Annotated in this window: 17 protein-coding genes; 11 read left to right on the forward strand and 6 right to left on the reverse strand. The window is 44.2% G+C overall.

All coding sequences use genetic code 11. The features are described from left to right. The 6 genes from Q1V85_RS13155 to Q1V85_RS13180 all read left to right on the forward strand — a co-directional run. On the forward strand, positions 1-437 hold a 437-nt coding region (locus tag Q1V85_RS13155), incomplete at its 5' end, for an RHS repeat-associated core domain-containing protein (protein WP_300600643.1). 453 nt (positions 438-890) lie between these two features. Further along, positions 891-1,283 (forward strand): hypothetical protein, encoded by a 393-nt coding sequence (locus tag Q1V85_RS13160; RefSeq protein ID WP_300600645.1) that lies wholly within the window; start codon positions 891-893, stop codon positions 1,281-1,283. A gap of 359 nt (positions 1,284-1,642) precedes the next feature. Then, positions 1,643-2,143, forward strand: coding sequence for an RHS repeat-associated core domain-containing protein (locus Q1V85_RS13165; RefSeq protein ID WP_300600647.1), 501 nt, complete (start codon positions 1,643-1,645; stop codon positions 2,141-2,143). Between the two features lie 8 nt (positions 2,144-2,151). Continuing rightward, positions 2,152-2,520, forward strand: a complete 369-nt coding sequence (locus Q1V85_RS13170; protein WP_300600648.1) for a hypothetical protein — start codon at positions 2,152-2,154, stop codon at positions 2,518-2,520. A gap of 20 nt (positions 2,521-2,540) precedes the next feature. Continuing rightward, complete coding sequence (locus Q1V85_RS13175; RefSeq protein ID WP_300600650.1) at positions 2,541-2,840, forward strand: hypothetical protein; 300 nt, start codon at positions 2,541-2,543, stop codon at positions 2,838-2,840. A gap of 43 nt (positions 2,841-2,883) precedes the next feature. Then, the gene (locus Q1V85_RS13180) at positions 2,884-3,033 is read left to right on the forward strand and encodes a hypothetical protein (protein WP_300600652.1); all 150 of its coding nucleotides are present in this window, start codon (positions 2,884-2,886) and stop codon (positions 3,031-3,033) included. A 278-nt stretch (positions 3,034-3,311) separates the two neighbouring features. On the opposite strand, the gene Q1V85_RS13185 is transcribed toward Q1V85_RS13180, so the two are convergent. Genes Q1V85_RS13185 through Q1V85_RS13205 form a run of 5 tightly spaced genes read right to left on the reverse strand, consistent with a single transcriptional unit; the run spans position 3,312 to position 7,183 of the window. Beyond that, complete coding sequence (locus Q1V85_RS13185; protein WP_300600654.1) at positions 3,312-4,481, reverse strand: type II secretion system F family protein; 1,170 nt, start codon at positions 4,479-4,481, stop codon at positions 3,312-3,314. After that, positions 4,478-4,996: a hypothetical protein gene (locus Q1V85_RS13190; protein WP_300600656.1), complete on the reverse strand. Its 519-nt coding sequence runs from the start codon at positions 4,994-4,996 to the stop codon at positions 4,478-4,480. Before Q1V85_RS13190 ends, Q1V85_RS13185 begins: the two co-directional genes overlap by 4 nt. Further along, a complete protein-coding gene (locus Q1V85_RS13195) occupies positions 4,983-5,387 on the reverse strand; it encodes a hypothetical protein (RefSeq protein WP_300600657.1) in 405 nt (134 codons plus the stop codon). Before Q1V85_RS13195 ends, Q1V85_RS13190 begins: the two co-directional genes overlap by 14 nt. Beyond that, the gene (locus Q1V85_RS13200; RefSeq protein WP_300600659.1) at positions 5,375-6,658 is read right to left on the reverse strand and encodes a hypothetical protein; all 1,284 of its coding nucleotides are present in this window, start codon (positions 6,656-6,658) and stop codon (positions 5,375-5,377) included. Before Q1V85_RS13200 ends, Q1V85_RS13195 begins: the two co-directional genes overlap by 13 nt. Positions 6,659-6,661: 3 nt before the next feature. After that, the gene (locus Q1V85_RS13205) at positions 6,662-7,183 is read right to left on the reverse strand and encodes a hypothetical protein (RefSeq protein WP_300600661.1); all 522 of its coding nucleotides are present in this window, start codon (positions 7,181-7,183) and stop codon (positions 6,662-6,664) included. A gap of 1,138 nt (positions 7,184-8,321) precedes the next feature. Between Q1V85_RS13205 and Q1V85_RS13210 the strand changes: the two genes are divergently transcribed. The 4 genes from Q1V85_RS13210 to Q1V85_RS13225 are packed head-to-tail and all read left to right on the forward strand — an operon-like array spanning position 8,322 to position 15,613. Then, positions 8,322-11,612 carry an RHS repeat domain-containing protein gene (locus Q1V85_RS13210; RefSeq protein ID WP_300600663.1) on the forward strand — a complete coding sequence of 1,097 codons (3,291 nt, stop codon included), beginning with the start codon at positions 8,322-8,324 and terminating at the stop codon, positions 11,610-11,612. Positions 11,613-11,646: 34 nt separating this feature from the next. Continuing rightward, on the forward strand, positions 11,647-12,138 hold the full coding sequence (locus Q1V85_RS13215; protein ID WP_300600664.1) for a DUF6443 domain-containing protein: 492 nt from the start codon (positions 11,647-11,649) through the stop codon (positions 12,136-12,138). A gap of 8 nt (positions 12,139-12,146) precedes the next feature. Beyond that, positions 12,147-15,284, forward strand: coding sequence for a polymorphic toxin type 44 domain-containing protein (locus Q1V85_RS13220; protein WP_300600666.1), 3,138 nt, complete (start codon positions 12,147-12,149; stop codon positions 15,282-15,284). Positions 15,285-15,286: 2 nt separating this feature from the next. Continuing rightward, positions 15,287-15,613, forward strand: a complete 327-nt coding sequence (locus Q1V85_RS13225; protein WP_300600668.1) for a hypothetical protein — start codon at positions 15,287-15,289, stop codon at positions 15,611-15,613. A gap of 36 nt (positions 15,614-15,649) precedes the next feature. On the opposite strand, the gene Q1V85_RS13230 is transcribed toward Q1V85_RS13225, so the two are convergent. After that, positions 15,650-16,015 carry a helix-turn-helix transcriptional regulator gene (locus Q1V85_RS13230; protein WP_300600670.1) on the reverse strand — a complete coding sequence of 122 codons (366 nt, stop codon included), beginning with the start codon at positions 16,013-16,015 and terminating at the stop codon, positions 15,650-15,652. 125 nt (positions 16,016-16,140) lie between these two features. Between Q1V85_RS13230 and Q1V85_RS13235 the strand changes: the two genes are divergently transcribed. Next, complete coding sequence (locus tag Q1V85_RS13235) at positions 16,141-16,419, forward strand: SymE family type I addiction module toxin (RefSeq protein WP_300600671.1); 279 nt, start codon at positions 16,141-16,143, stop codon at positions 16,417-16,419.

Consider the following 16,419-nt stretch of genomic DNA (forward strand, 5'->3'; position numbering starts at 1 on the left):
ACGGAGCAAGGTATTACGATGCACAGATCGGAAGGTGGCATGTTGCAGACCCTTTGGCTGATCAAATGCGGCGATTTTCTCCTTACAATTATGCTTTTGATAATCCGGTACGGTTTATCGATCCGGATGGTATGGCGCCTATTCCAGGTGCTGCGGAACTCATAGCATGGGCAAAGATGAAATCCGGGGAAGAAGATAATATGCCTCCTGATGAATGGGAAGTTTACCGATTTAATAACAGGGTTACCAATATTCGGCATATTTCAAATCGAGGAGGAGACGACAGAGACTATATTAACTTTATAGATGACATGGTCGTTGGGCGAGAGATGAAAACGATGCGACATTTGAAGAGCGTAAAGGTTCACTATAAAGTGGTGGTAGTGGGCGATCATCCAGAGCGGTTTGCTGACCGAATCCCCGGATTCAAAATATAAAATCCAAATTCGGTCCACAGGCTATTGAGCCAACTTCAAATCCAATTGAGTTTTTACTTGGTGCCGTTCCGGGGATAACGGAAAGGCTTTCTTTGGCGCTGCTATCCAGAAGTGCTGCCAAGGGCGGCAGTAATATTGCATTAGGTGTTTCGGAGCATTTGGATGATTTTGCGAAGGCAGTTGGTGGAAACACTTGGAAGTCTTGGGGAGCAAAGGACTTTCAAACTCAATTCCTGGAGACTATAAATAATTCTGCAAATAAAATTCATTTTAATTTAGACGGAGTTCGTAGCCGTAGGGCGCGGTTTCTGAAGGAGCTAAAGGTTTAGGTGTGAGTAGAGCAACAAGTTGGGAGTTATATCAATTGTATTCAAATCCAGCGGCGCTTCAACGAACCATTTTTTATCAAGGAGGCAAAGTAGTGCCAAATCCATTTCAATAAAAAGAAATATTATGAAGGAAGAAATTTTTCGTTCAAATAGGTATTTTACAACTTTTGATGTGTTGGTTAGTCATGGACAATTCCTTTTAAGATCTCAAAAAAATGAGAGCTACACATCCAATATTGATATCATATTTTTTGACACGACATACATTCAACTATTTAGCAGGCTGAATGGACTGACTATTAAAATGAAAAAAGGGAAAAATCTTACTGGATATAGGTCAGTCAGCAACTATTTAAGTTATGAAAATAATCATTTATTTGAAATAGAAAGTGGAGAAGAAAAGTATTATATAGCAGCTTCTTTTGTAAAAGTATTTGAAAATGTATTGGAATTTAATGAAACAAGTTTGGGATATGAGGACAGAGGTAGGGCGAATGAAATAGCAAGCAGCCTCTGAGGAGTGAGTGCAGGTCCTGATAGTGCAGGTCTGTAGTCCGGTTTATAGACACGGTTTTGTGATGCACAGATCGGGAGATCGGATGTAGTGGGCTCGCTGACGGATGAAAAAGCGGTGGGGTGGTGCTCTCCCTCTAACATCTAGCGCAGGTCTGTAACATAGCCAGGTGCAATAGCTGATCTCTGCTATCCGGTTACTTGCTTGTCTGCTTCCTTTGATCTGGGGGCATGATCTTTGAAATGATGTATTGCAGCATGTGGTCCCGATAGCTATCGGGAGAAGAGGGCCGGTTCCGCCCCAATGGTACGGCCTTTACGGCGGATTGTTTCCTTAAGGATCATTTGGGTAATGTGCGGTCGATGGTCAATGAGGATAAGACCTTGTTGGAGGAGACGCATTATTATCCGTTCGGCTTGGCGATGAGGGGGATATCGACTCAAAATGCAACCGCTTCTTTACGGAACAAGGACAAAACATTCCAGGGGCAGAAGTTTGATGATGACCTGGGGTTAAACTACTACAGCTTTAAATATCGGAATCATGATCCGCAAATTGGAAGGTTTATACAAATAGATCCAATTGCAGGAGATTATCCTCATAACAGTACTTACGCGTTTTCGGAGAACCGGGTTATAAATGGAGTGGAGTTAGAAGGGTTAGAATACATGACCTATGGATATAATTTGGCAGGTGTAAGAGCCAATCAACAAGCAACTGCACAAAGATCAACACAACGGTCAAGATCTGGTGCAATGAGGACATTTGACAAAGGAATAAAACTTGCGGGAGGATTGGCGTTGACAACAAAAACCCTACGGGATTGGTTGCTGGAGGGATATTGCTTGTGGGGACTACAATGATCGTGCTTATGCAGGAGGCATTAGAAGGTGATCATTTAGGAACATCGGGTGAAAATGTAAGCTCTTCGTCTTCGAAAACAAAAAGTGAGGAGATAAGGAATTTAGAAAAAGAGAATTCTGATTTAGAAAAAGCAAACAAAGGCCAACAAGCTGCTCTTGATGAGCATGAAGAGAAACTTGAAAACTATAAAAAAGATCCTGAGGGAAATGATAATAAAGGTCTTCTGAAAGGGAAAGAAGGAACTGAAAGGCAGAGGATAATTGATGGTAGAGTAAAAAAGTTAGAACAGACCATTCGCAATGTAAAAAATCAGTTAAAAAAGAATAATGACATTATCGAAAAGAACAAAGAAACTATACAGAATCTAAGAAAATAATCCTAAAGCAAATCAAAAAAATGATGAGTTTAAGTATTGAAATATCTTGTCTGATTTTAGAATTAAGAAGATTGATTGAAAGACTTGAGTCAAGTAAGGATAAACAATTAAATTTTATCGAGGATGAATATTGGGAGGTTCCACTTGATAAATGGTCTGATTTTGATAAAGAACCAGAATTAATTATAGGGTCTCTCTCGGATGATTATAGTCTTCTGAAAACAATTTCAAGCGCGGAAGGGGCGTTTTCGTTTGTTGAAATAGATGCCCTTATACCAATCCTTAAAGCGCTTAGTAAGCAATGGATGAGCGAATTGTAATTTGTTGTTAACAGCCCCATTGTTTTCTGGTGCAGGTCTGTAGTTGGGTAGCAGTACCACGTTTACAGCGGACTACTTCCTGAAGGATCACCTGGACAATGTGCGGTCGATGATCAATGAGAATAAGACCCTGTTAGAGGAGACGCATTATTATCCGTTTGGGCTGCTGTTGTATGCTTTTAACCTGGAATAAATTCCGGATTTGTTTATATACACAGGCTGATGGCCTTTGTAAAAAATATATGTAAACGGGCAGTCGCCTCACCCGTGTATCACTGCCCCCGGTTACTGTAAAGGACTGGGAAGTGGAACGCTATCGGCCTGAACCATCAATAAACATCGGTGATGATCGCATGCATCGTTTCAGTGCAGCAACCTTCCCGGAACCTGGCAGGGTGCACGTGGTGTATACAGGCCGTGTGCATCAATACTGCCGGCCGAAGATCTTTAAAAGGATATTGATGGTACGGCCTACTGTATCGTATTGCCCATATTAAACATCGGCAGGTACATGGCAATGAGTACAACTCCTACGACCAATCCCAATACAATGATGATCACCGGCTCGATAAACTTGCTCAGCTGCGCGGTTTGATAGTCGAGGTCTTCACTGTAACGTTCGGAGAGATTTTTGAAGAATAACTCCAGCTCATTGACTTCTTCACCCACCTTAACCAGGGCGGTCATTTTGGAGGGGAAGATCTTTTTGGTGCGCATGCTTTCATGAAGCGGCAACCCTTTGAGAATGTCCTGCTCCATTTGCTCCAGGGCATGTTCCAGGGGGTAGAAGCCCATCACCTGCTTGCTCAGGCTTAATGCCTGAACCAGGGGCACCCGGGCGCCCAGCAGCAGCTGCATGGTGGAGGCAAAGCGTGCCAGGTAGATCTTGGATACGATATTTTTTACCACCGGTAATTTTTGCAGTAGCAGATCTTTATACTTTTTATACCAGGGTTTGCTGCGGTTTATGCCAATAAAAATAATAACGGCCAGCAGCAGCAGGAAGAGTTTGCCGGCCGCCGCCTGCATAAAATTAGAAGCGTTTAATACCTGCCGCGTTAGAAAGGGCAGGTTGCCACCAAAACGCTGAAATACGTCGGCAAACATCGGCACTACATAGTTCATCATAAAGAGCACGGAACAGCAGGCTACAGACAATACAATCAGGGGATAGGTAAGGGCCCCGATGATCTGCCGCCGTTGTTTGATCTTTGCTTTATAATAAACCGACAGCTGTTGCAACACCGTGTTCAGTTTTCCCGTTTCTTCCCCGATCTCTACCGTAAAATATTCGTAGGGCGTAAAATTTTTGTTTTCGCGCAGGGCCGTAGAGAGGCTGCTGCCATTGATCACTTTTTCAAAAACGGTGCTAAGGATGGCTTTAGGGGCTTTTTTGGTTTGCTCATCCCGGATCAGCTGCAGGGCCGTGCGGATATCCAGGCCGGCATCCATCAGGCTGCCCAGCTCCAGGTAAAACGATTCCTTGATCTTATCGGAAAAAGGCTTGCCAAACAAGGTGAACTCCCGGGTCAGCAGTCCTTCCAGTTGCTTCATAAAGGAAACCGGCTGCGCTCCGGAAGGCTGTTGCGGCTCCCTGCTGCTTTGCTTTTTCAGCGAATGTATATCGATCGGTTGATTCATGGTTCCGTTTGAATTGAGTCGTTAAGGATCTCCGACCGCGCATAGCGCTTCTGAAGATACGTATAAAAGTATTGCGCCTGGTAGCGGTGCTGCAGTTTTAATGAAGCCACCAGGGTGCTGCTATCGCTCACGTAACGCCGGGCGGCAATGGAGGCACCCGGCCGGAGGGTATCGGACCCATCCGGATCTGTGCGTACAAAAAATGCGGTGTCCAGCTGGTAAACCGTGGTTGTGAATGCAGGGCCGCTTTTCATTTGCAGGATGAGCTGATTGCGTTCCGGATCCAGCCGTACCGTATTGGCCTTTTCAACATCACGCTGCAGCAGCTTTTTTGTGACATAATAATCGGTAAAAAAACGGTTGCCGGCAAAGTAATGGCCCGACTGCCGGGCGAGGATCATATACACGGTAGCAATCACCCCAAAGAGGATGGCCATCAGCAGCAGGCCGATCACCAGCTCCGGCAGCGTAAACGCCGGGATCCTGCGGGTAACTGTTTTTTTAAGGCTGCACATCGGGCAATAATTCAGAAGGGTTTTGAGGGCGTACCAGGAAGCTGCGGGTGATGAACGGAGCCGCCAGGCTGTCTCTTTTATAAACGGTAAAACGCACCTGCCGGAGAGCTGCCTCTTTTGTATCCTGGCTGCTTTCCCGGCTGACCGTCCAGCTATCGACGGTCTCCTTTTTAATGCTGAAGTCCCTGTGAAGAAAGGATGCCTGTATGTATTCATCCAGCGCGCTTTCGGCCTGCATCCGTTGTATATTGAACCCCGATTCTTTTACCGATACAAAGAAATGAATGCTGATAAAAAATACCACCAGGATCAGCACCAGGGCCACGATCGATTCGATAAGGGAGAAGGCCCCGAAGGCTTTTTTATATGGATGATTTTTTAATGGAGCCATTTTAAAACGGTTTGCCGGGTTGCACCCGTAAAAATAGAAAAATAACCGGCCTGTTGAAACCAGCGGGAAGGAACGATGGTGGCATCGATCAGGATATTCTCCATGCTCATGGGTCCCCGCTGCTCAAAAAAGAAATGCGTAAAAACGGCACCTTCCATGCGCCCGTTGAGATAGGTATACCCCTCATTATATACCAGGCCTTTTACCGTGGCGCCGGCCTTGATCTTTACCACAGGCTTGATATTGGAATGGTCGTTTTCGGCAAGTCCAAGGAGCATGCCATGCAGGATGGCGCCTTCATGCAATGTTACCGTGGCTCCGGTATTACCAATGGCATTGCTGCGCCCGAGACCCACCAAAGCCGAAGGGTATTCAAAAACACAGCCGCTTTCCGCAGTAATGCTGTCGAGCGCAATGGCCTGCACCGCACCTTTAAAACCAGTGGTGAAATGGATAAAGGGGGCCACCAGGATCACATCTTCCAGGTAAGCACCGGAGCTTACTTCAATAACGGAATCCGATAGTACGATCAGCTTTCCCCTCAGGTACTGATGCGTCAGCATTCCCTTCCGGGGTAAAATAAGCTGCCGGGATGCATTAAAAAAAGAATGTGCTACAGAATCTTCCAGGGCGCTGGTGGGCGATAGCAATGTGTCGGTGACCCGGTTGCCCAGTTCCCGCAGCTGTTTCCGGAATGGTGTTTCCAAAGCGGGAAGTTGTTTATGGCTGCTGTCGATAGTGCCCTCGATCAGGTTTTTCCGGGAAAAGCCTTTCTGCTGAAAAAAGCCGCTTCTTAACCCGGATTTGGGCAGGTAGGCCTTTCCTTCGATATAGGTATCGCCGGTGAGTGATAAGGGCCGGTCGTGATCCGCCAGGTAAAGACTGGCATCCTGGTACTGAAATGCTTCGGCACCATATAAAAAAGCGCTGGTTTTTGCGCGGCCTTTGTAAGCCACGTTGATACCGGAAGACCGGAAGCAGCCCCATTGTTCGTTCCGGTAATACAGCGAATCGGTTTGCCCTTCAAACAGCAGGCTGCTGTCCTGCTCCGCCGTTGCGGTAAGGCGCTCAGCAGCCAGCACCCGCTCCATGCCGGATTGCAGATCATCGTTTAACCGGAGCTCCAGCTGATCTTTGATCTCGAAATATTTAAAATGATAGAGGGCCAGCAGCAACATCCCGCAGGTGATAAAAATGACCAGGGATAGCACCAGGGTGGCGATCAGTGAACCGGCCGGCAGCTTCTTATAAAAAACAGCGGGGATCAGCACAGCCTATTTTTTTGCACCGGTTTGGCGAACGCCTTTTTTATAAATGACCACTACCGAACTGTCGTTAACCAGCTCTACCTGGCGCCCGGTAAACAGGTTGTTTTTTTCAACACCCTTTTTCAGGCGTTGGCCATCGGGGGCATAAGCCTCTATGCGCAGCGCCCCGTCCCAGAAACGATTGCGGGTAACGGTGCGGAGCCTTCCATTCGCATGCCAGGTACGCCAGACGCCTTTTTTAGCGCCGCGTTTAAAACGGCCTTCTTCCAGAAGGCGGCGCTCTTTGTCGGTTACTTTATAATAGCCATGCAATAGTTTTCCATAGTAGCCGCCTTCTGTAGTATGGATATGTCCGGATTTAAACCAGGTATAAAAACGGTGGATATGTGTCCGGGGCCGGGCATCGGTTACCTGGAACAGGAAGGAGCGGTCCAGCGAATCGATCCGTACCTGGCCGTTATAGTATTGCGCCGCCGTATCCGGGGAAAAAGCACAGCAGATGATCAACAGAGGGAGGATGCGTTTCATTTTCTCAGCATGTTTAAGTTGGGTATAAAGATAGGGGTTGTTGGGAAGAAATGATCTTTTTTTAATCGGAGCGGTAGGGTGATATATTTCAGCATATTATGGGCGTCTTTTGGTAATGACGGATTTTATTTTGTTAAAACATGTTATATTATTTGGAGATGTCAGTTAAAGTTTAGTATTTTGTCACTCTAAAGCTGAAATGAAACATGAGAAACAATAGACCCTGAGTACTGTATTGATAAAGACCCGATAAAACCACCGTTCTATGGAAGGAATCACCCAAGATTAAGATGCTGCAGAAATATCCCTTTTGTTTGGTGAGCGGAATTAGTAGTGGTGCCATGATATATTGCTTTTGAATGAAAGCATATGGAAAAGAGTAGAATAAATAGAATGCGTTGATCGCGTTTTGTTATTGGAGGTTAGTGCCAGGCGCTTTATAAGTGGATTTCTGGAATATATGTTGGTAACAGAAAAACAAACTTAAAAACTGATATGAGAAAACGACGTACACCCCTTTAATAGTAGATTTTTTTGTCTGCCGGCATTTGGCTTGCTGTCGGAGCCTGCCAGGTTTGGAGCCGGCGAACTTAGTCGCTTTTGAAACGTGTACGGAGTTTCTTCAACGTTTGGGAGGCTACTCTTTTTATTATTGATGTGGCAGCTATTAGTGGCGAATACGCATTCAATCCGCAGGATTTCGATATATAAAGCGTGGACGAAGTAAACGGAGTAGACTGCAATGTTGCAGTATATTAAAATTGGAGGACTTGTGTAGCGTATCGTGAAGTACCTGCCAATGGAAAAAAAAGGATTAAAACATCTATGTATTTAGTTTTTAAGAACTGTATTGCAAGGATAAGATCTATGAAAAATCGAAGGGCCTAACATGGAAATGAATATATATTTAGATAAAAATAAAATCAGTTGATATGATCTATTTTTTACCGTTACTACTGCCGTTTTTCTCTAAGACCATATCTGGTCTTGGTTGGAAGTGCTTAAAATATGGCGTTAAAAATGGTTTAATGGGAAAGCCTGTTTTTTTCCCGCGTTTTCTGTTAACAGCAAATTCAATCTGCGCTTAATCTGCATAGTATTACTTGGCTTAAACGCAACAACATATGGACAGCAAAGTATGGCTTTGAAATATGATTTTCCGCAGATCACTCCGCATTCGCCAAATGTGGCAAGCCTGGAACGGTATGGTAGCGTGCCTGTGTCTATGCAAACGGGGATGCCGAATATATCCATACCTCTTTTTACCATTGATCTTGGCAGCGTAAAAGTGCCCATTACCTTAACCTATCATAATAATGGGCTGAAACCTGATGAAATCCCCTCCTGGGTCGGGTTGGGATGGGATCTGCAGGCAGGGGGAGCGCTGGGCTATCAGCAAAGAGGGCGCCGGGATTTTGCAATGAATGGATTACTGGGGGGAGGAACCTCTAAGACACAATTGTATAAGTATGTCAACAGTCAAATGACGGCAATTGAGAAACAGCATTATTTTGAGAAGATTTTGGCCGGAGAATATGATACGGAGTACGATATGTACACGTATAATTTCCTGGGTAATTCAGGAGCTTTTTATTTTAACAAAGAAGGTAATATTGTTTCGGTACCTAAGAATAATTTTAAATTTCAGCCATTTAGTATTACAGATCAGAGCGGAAACCAATTTGAATTTGGAGAAACCGAATATTTCAGATCTGCCGGTGATGCGGGTGCTGTCGAATTAATGCCCGATGATCAGGGAATTTCGGCTTATTTGTTAAACAAAGTCAAAGCGATCAACGGGAAGCAAGCTGATTTTACCTATACCGGCTATAAATTTCAGTATTACAGGAATTCATACTCGTATAAACAGATAGCTGGTGGTATAGATCCTGCCGGTAAGCCTGCCTGCCCTAAAACCGGTGTGGATGATGCTGTAACTACTTATTATGGGCAGGATAGCAAACTGTTGGAAGGTATTTCATTCCCCGATGGCAGAATCGAATTTGTACACAGTACCATTGGAAGAAAAGATTTGCAGAGGTTAAGTCCCGGATATTTTATGCCGTATCTATCAAAGATCAGGGTTTATAACCTCCGGAATGAGCTGGTAAAAGAATACAAATTTGCATATAGCTACTTTGGAGATGAAAATGTATCAGGTGCACAACTGCGACTGCGGCTGGACAGTTTGACGCTGAACAATGATCCCGGTCAAAGCTGGGTGTTCACTTATCATACCGGATCCGTCAATTTTCCATCATTTTTTAGTAATGATCAGGACCATTGGGGCTATTGGAATGGTGAATCTGCCGGGTTAACAAGATTGCCAAAGCCAAATTATAACATGGTTAATTTACCTGCAATATGGCAAAATAGCGACGGGTATTTCAAAGACAGAACCAGTCACTTCTCCTATTCGAAAGCGGGTATGTTAACACAAATTAAATATCCTACCGGGGGCACATCTTCATTTTATTATGAGCCGAATCAGATCAAAGCGCATTCTTTTGCTCAGATAGATGGGCTTAGCCCCTTTTTCAGGCGTACCGTTGCAGGAAGCGGCAGTAGTAATTGGACTAATTTTTTAGATATTAATACAGAAAGTGAATCAGAGATTTCGGGAAGCTTTACGATAACGCAGCCCACACAGGTTAAAATATCTGCACTTAAGGCTTATGATCCTCAGAATTTTACGGATTCTTATATTTATTTTGGACCGAGCGCCTCTTATAATCTTCAAACAGACCTGCTCCTTGGTTATTATAGCCTGAGCTACAATGAATATGCCTTTTATGATCAAACTACGACATTGTCGCCGGGTACTTATTACTACCGGCTTGTTAAAAATGATCCAGACTTGCAACATCCTGAGAATGGACGGACTTTTTTATCAATTGACTCGCTGTCTGTTGTTCAGCCCCAGGTAGTTCCCTATGAAGTGGGTGGCGGCAGAGTTGAGAAGATAGAAGATTGGTCAGGAGATGGCCAACTGACACAGGTAAAACAATACGTGTATAATGATTGGCTAGATAGTGTTAGCTTTCAGAATATACCGCAGTATACTGTTGCACGTAAAATAAAGGCACAGACACCCGAAGTAGTTGATTTGTCGTGTACAGATTGCGGGTTTTATACCTTATTACATGACCAAAGTATTTTCCCTTTAGAGGGAAATAGTGTTGATTATATCTATGTGGATGAAATCATTGGCAATGAGGCGGGGAACGGGAAAAAGAAATATCAGTTTACGGTTAAAAATAATTTAAATGGTAATGCTTACCCGGTTATACCGCCGCTTTATACAAATTGGAGGGCCGGGTTGCCGAAGCAGACCAATACTTTTAGGGCCGAAGGCGTTGCCCCGGTTTTGATTGCGTCAGAAGTGAATAACTATGAGTCTGCAGGAGTATACGACAGTGTTACAAGAAGTATTAAGGTGGATTATGATTGTCAATGTCTGGGCTATAGCAACTTAAATTCCAATGACCCTGGTCAGATGGGAAATACCTTTTTTGTTTCGGTCAATAATCACCCTACGGAAACCTTTTATGATAAAGGTAGTATAACGACAAATTATGAAAAGAATAATACGGTAACCAATAGTAAGGCAAATTTATATCTATCACCATATCATTCCCTGATTTCTGAAGTTCAGATGCCCAATAGTGCGGGTATAACGGAGAAGATAAAAACGTATTATTCGCTTGACTATGTAGCTACTGTTTACGGGGATAGTGCAGCAAAGGGTATTTTGTTGCTGAAGGATAAAAACATCCTTACGCCTATCGAACAATTTACTACACGGATAGCGAACGGAGTAGAGTATGTGACAGGAGGGTTGCTTTTTATTTATAAATCGGATATCCCTGCGTTAAAGGAAGTAAGACGGTTAAATATAGTGGAGCCCATTCCTTTAAGTTCCTTTAATCTTTGTAAAATCGATGTTTCGGGAAACTTTGTTTTTGATAGCAGGTATGCTCCCATCGCTCAATTTAATAACTACAATGATTTTTTGAATGTTCTGGAGCAGCAAAAAGATAAGGATGCCAAGGAGGTGTACCTGTGGGGTTATGGAGGTCAATACCCGGTTGCAAAAATAGTGGGTAGTGATTATAATACGGTTATTGGGAAAGTGGCCAGCCTGGAGACCCAGATCAATATAACAACCGGTGGTAGCAATAGTGATGCGGCTGTTCGTTCTTTACTCAATAGCTTGCGGACGGCATTTGCTTCTGACGCGGCGGTTCAGGTAAGCAGCTATACCTACAGACTACTGGTAGGAGTAACTTCAGAGACGGATCCTTCGGGTCGTACGACCTATTATGAGTATGATGGTTTTGGCCGCCTAAGTCTTGTAAAAGATGACCAGGGTAGGGTACTGAAAAAGATCTGTTATAATTATGCGGGCCAGCCGGTAAACTGTAACTAAATAAAAATACCATTTAAACCGAAAAATTGACATTATGCAATTCCGGAACACTGTTTACATACTGATATGTCTGTTGCTTGGAACTCTGAGGTTCTATGCCCAGCAGCCCACCAACCTGCCAACTTATGGCACGGGTACGCCTGTAAATTTCATCCGAACGTTTACGGCAACAGCGCCCACAACAGATGCGGCGGGATTGACTGGTAAAGGGCTGAATGAAGTAAAGGAAACCACCCAGTATTTCGATGGGTTGGGCCGTCCCTTGCAAACAGTGGTGAAAAAAGGATCGCTGGCCACCAATGGATACGATATCGGGGATACTTTGGGCGCCCGTGATCTGGTAACACCAATACTTTATGATGCGTTTGGTCGTGAGCAGTACAAATTTGGTCCCTATAAGGCGTCAACCAATGATGGGCTGTTTAAAACGGATCCTTTTACAGCGCAGCAGGCTTTTATGGCGGGCAAGTATGGCGGTCAGGGAGAAAGTAATTATTACAGTCAGACGGTCTTTGAAGCCCGTTAAACCGGGTATTGGAGCAGTATGCCCCTGGCAAGAACTGGGCGGGCACGGCTACGCAAAGCGTGCACCGAAATATAAAGACGGATTATTGGATCAATACAGCCACGGACGGTGTAAGGATCTGGTCGGTGACCAATGCGGCGCCTTCTGTTCCTATTGCCAGCAGTTATGCCACCAGCGGGGTTTACCCGGCAGGCAGCCTGTATAAGACGGTAACGGAAGACGAGCATCAGAACCAGGTCATCGAGTTTAAAGATAAGGACGGACAGCTGATCTTAAAAAAGGTACAGCTTACGGCTGTTAAGGACAATGGTATCGGTAGCGCACATGATGGCTGGATCTGTACCTATTATATTTATGATGACCTGAACCGATTACGCTGCGTGATTCAGCCAGAAGGGCTTAAATTGACAATGGGTAATAGTTGGCAACTAACGGCTGCGCTTTTAGATGAGCAGTGTTTTCGTTATGAATATGATGATCGCAACCGGATGGTGGTAAAAAAAGTACCGGGAGCGGCAGAGGTGGCGATGGTATATGATGTGCGGGACCGGCTGGTGATGACCCAGGATGGCGACCTGCGCAGCCAGGGCAACTGGAACTATACACAATACGATCCTTTGAACCGCCCGGTAAAAACGGGTTTGGTGAACCTGTCTGGTAGTACGCCCAATACGCATTGGATGGCTGCGATGAGTAAGACCGGCGATGCCAATTTGGATATACAATACCCGGAGCCCGGTATGCTGAGCAGTGCCACGGTATTAACAGAGACCTTTTATGATAACTACTATTGGGTAACGCAAGCACCGCATTCGGCGGCACTGCCCTCCGGCTTTTCCGATTATGACAACAGCCTGGATGCGGGGAACCTGGCCACTGCTGATAATCCCAACTTTCCCTATGAGCAAAAGAATACGAAGGACACCCGTACCAAGGGGCTGGTAACGGGCACGCGGGTAAACATCCTGGGCACCCCCAATTATATCTATACAGTAACGATCTATGATGCCAAAGCCCGGCCCATCCAGGTTAAAACAAAGAATCATACGACGGGGATCGACCTGGTAACGACGCAGTACAGCTGGAGCGGTCAGCCGCTGACCATTGTGAGCAAGGAAACCAAGGCGGGCAGTACCCCTATAGCTATAACCACGGTCACCAAAAATACCTATGATGCCCTGGGACGGGTTGTAAAAACGACGAAGAATGTGAGCAGCAATACGGGCCTGAGCAGCGGGGATAAGGTCATTGCGGTAAACAAGTATGATGAGCTGGGCCAGCTGGTGAATAAGACCCTGGGAGCCAGCGATGCCAATGGTACGGCAGGCACAGAAACCCAAAGTTTTGAATATAATGTACGGGGCTGGTTATTGGGCATGAACCGGGGCTATGTAAACAGCAGTGCATCGGGCAATTTCTTTGGTTTTGACCTGGCTTATGACAAAACCAGCAACAGCAGCAGCAATACCGCACTGCAGGGCTATGCGGGCAGCGGTATGTTCAATGGGAATATCACCGGTATGAGCTGGAGGGGCGCTACAGGGGCTAAGGAGATCCGGCGTTATGATTTCAGTTATGACAATGCCAACCGGTTGATGAATGCGGATTTTAAACAGTACAACGGCAGCAGTTATACGGCTTCGGGAACTTTTAACAGTCGCATGGGTGACGGCAATCCCGCCAATCCTGAAACAGCCTATGATTACAATGGCAATATCAGGTCCATGACCCAGCAGGGACTATACAACGGCAGCAGTACTACGATCGACCAGCTGACGTATAGCTACCTTCCCGGCAGTAACAAACTGGCTAAGGTAACAGATAATGCAGACAATACGCGGAATTACCAGTTAGGCGATTTTAATGATGGGACCAATAGCGGTGATGATTATGCGTACGACATTAACGGGAACCTCACCAAAGACGAAAACAAGAATATTTCCGGCATCAGCTATAATATCTTAAATTTACCGGAGCAGATTACGGTTACGGGCAAGGGGACGATCAGTTATCAATACGATGCAACAGGCAATAAGCTGAGCAAAACAGTAAATGAGGGAAGTGCCCAGAAAATAACGACCTACCTGGGAGGCATGATCTTTGAAAATGATGTATTGCAGCATATAGCGATGGAAGAAGGCCGGTTCCGCCCCAATGGTGCGGTGTTTACGGCGGATTATTTTCTGAAGGATCATTTAGGGAATGTACGGTCGATGGTGAATGAGGATAAGACCTTGTTGGAGGAGACGCATTATTATCCGTTTGGGTTGACAATGGCCGGAATATCCTCAAAGGCTTTAAACAATGCTCCTGAAAACAAATACAAATACAACAAAGGTTCTGAATTACAAAACAAAGAGTTCTCCGACGGAAGTGGGTTAGAACTTTATGCAACAAACTTTAGAAGCCTTGACCCACAGCTTGGGCGTTGGTGGCAAATAGACCCTAAGCCGGACTACGCACAGAGTTTATATTCTGCGATGAATAACAATCCCATCTTGTATAACGACCCGTTAGGTGATACAATCATAGTGAATAAAAGAGGATATATTGTTAAACAGTATGGTGATGATAACTTAGTTTTTTTACAAAAGGGTAAAAAGCTAACTAACATTGGAGAATTAGGTAAAACAATAGATGCAAGTAAAATTTTTAAGAACCTTCTTAATAAAAACATTTCTTATGCAAAAGGCATAATTAACCCTAATACATTCCGGAATCTCGTAAAGAATAAAGGGGAGTGGGATTTAAAAAATAACAAGAATACTATTTATGGCTTAGCTAATAGTTTTGATAAAGGCAAGGAATCAAAAACGCAATTTTCTTTTCAAGGGTCAAATTACACGGCAGCAGATTTAGGTAATTATCATTATGGAGCGACAGGTAAAGCTGTGTGGGCATTTAGTGAGCGTTTCTTGTTAGAGAAAGCTGGCGAAGCTCAAATAGCCGCAGGAACATCCATGCCTGAATGGCAGAAATATAGAACATGGACTGAACAGGTAACCATAGAACACGGCATGCGCTCGACCATAACCCATAAAGAAGCACTACCCCCTTATGGAGATGACCCGCAAGACCAAGATATGATACAACGAGGATTTAAGTATTATAACGCCAATAAGAATAATTTAGAAGAGGAGGATTAATTATGAAAGCTGTAATAAAAATATTTTTAGTCATGCTATTTATACAAGCCTGTACTGTTTTTGAGAAGGATGAGCGGCTTTTAAATCAGCATAGGAAAGCGAATGGAGAAGAAATTAAAATACTATATGTTGGACTGGGGGCTACAACAGATGATGTAATACAGGTTCGTAAATCAAAGCCAGATACCCTTTTGTGGGTAAGTGAGAAATATAATTATTTAAAGAGTTCTGAATTAGTTGGAGATACTTCTTTGAGAATGATTTTGAGTGATACGGGGTATCATAATTACAATAACAAAATAGATACAATTTTTGTAAATATTAAATGATATAAAGCCCGGCACTGCAGTGCCGGGCTTTTGCTTTTACAGTGCAGCGATATTTTTTTGATAGAACTCTTTGAACTTTTTATTGGTAAGCATTTTATCAATGAGCTTGAAAATGGTTTGTTTGTCTTCTTCGTCAAGCTGCTGAATAAGCCGCATCTGCTCCACGGCTGTTTTATCTTCAATCACTACTTCTTTGGGTATTTTGCCGTCATAGTTCAAAATCTGGTCAGTGGTCAGGTTAAAGAGCTGTGCCATTTTTTGGAGTTCTTCCACAGTTAAAGCCCTTTGCCCCTTCTCAATCTTACTGTATGCGGACTTGTCCACGCCGATATGGGTGGCTACTTCCACCTGCTTGAGTTTTTTCTCTTCCCGTATGTTTTTAATGTTGTCGGCTAAGTTCATGCTGTAAAAGTAGTAATAAACGACACTTTTTTGAATATGTGGAAAATATCAAAACAAATATGTTGCTAAAATAGAAACTTAATGATGATTTTGCAGTATTGAAAATAACCACTAAAATTTTTGACATGCAAAACAAACGTATCCGGCAGGTAAAGCTGCATAGTAAGTACCGGGCATCAAGGAGCAAAACATGGATGAGCGACAACGGTCATCAAGTACCCTGGCTGAATATAAGCGGCAACTGGCTGGCAGAGCTGGGCTTTAATATTGGCGATATGGTTCGCATCATTGCCCGTGAGCAGTTGCTCATCATTGAGCCGCTGACAGATGATGCCCAACAGGCAGTTGAGTATAAGAATGCATTGAAGGAAGTAAAACAAACCATACTAAAAATAGCTTCCTGA

This window comes from Niabella sp. (assembly GCF_030150205.1).
GTDB lineage: Bacteria > Bacteroidota > Bacteroidia > Chitinophagales > Chitinophagaceae > Niabella.

Coding starts and splice junctions, on each gene's coding strand:
- Q1V85_RS13160 (WP_300600645.1), top strand. CDS start 891: ATGAAGGAAGAAATTTTTCGTTCAAATAGGTATTTTACAACTTTTGAT.
- Q1V85_RS13165 (WP_300600647.1), top strand. CDS start 1,643: ATGGTCAATGAGGATAAGACCTTGTTGGAGGAGACGCATTATTATCCG.
- Q1V85_RS13170 (WP_300600648.1), top strand. CDS start 2,152: ATGCAGGAGGCATTAGAAGGTGATCATTTAGGAACATCGGGTGAAAAT.
- Q1V85_RS13175 (WP_300600650.1), top strand. CDS start 2,541: ATGATGAGTTTAAGTATTGAAATATCTTGTCTGATTTTAGAATTAAGA.
- Q1V85_RS13185 (WP_300600654.1), bottom strand. CDS start 4,481: ATGAATCAACCGATCGATATACATTCGCTGAAAAAGCAAAGCAGCAGG.
- Q1V85_RS13190 (WP_300600656.1), bottom strand. CDS start 4,996: ATGTGCAGCCTTAAAAAAACAGTTACCCGCAGGATCCCGGCGTTTACG.
- Q1V85_RS13195 (WP_300600657.1), bottom strand. CDS start 5,387: ATGGCTCCATTAAAAAATCATCCATATAAAAAAGCCTTCGGGGCCTTC.
- Q1V85_RS13205 (WP_300600661.1), bottom strand. CDS start 7,183: ATGAAACGCATCCTCCCTCTGTTGATCATCTGCTGTGCTTTTTCCCCG.
- Q1V85_RS13210 (WP_300600663.1), top strand. CDS start 8,322: ATGGCTTTGAAATATGATTTTCCGCAGATCACTCCGCATTCGCCAAAT.
- Q1V85_RS13215 (WP_300600664.1), top strand. CDS start 11,647: ATGCAATTCCGGAACACTGTTTACATACTGATATGTCTGTTGCTTGGA.
- Q1V85_RS13225 (WP_300600668.1), top strand. CDS start 15,287: ATGAAAGCTGTAATAAAAATATTTTTAGTCATGCTATTTATACAAGCC.
- Q1V85_RS13230 (WP_300600670.1), bottom strand. CDS start 16,015: ATGAACTTAGCCGACAACATTAAAAACATACGGGAAGAGAAAAAACTC.
- Q1V85_RS13235 (WP_300600671.1), top strand. CDS start 16,141: ATGCAAAACAAACGTATCCGGCAGGTAAAGCTGCATAGTAAGTACCGG.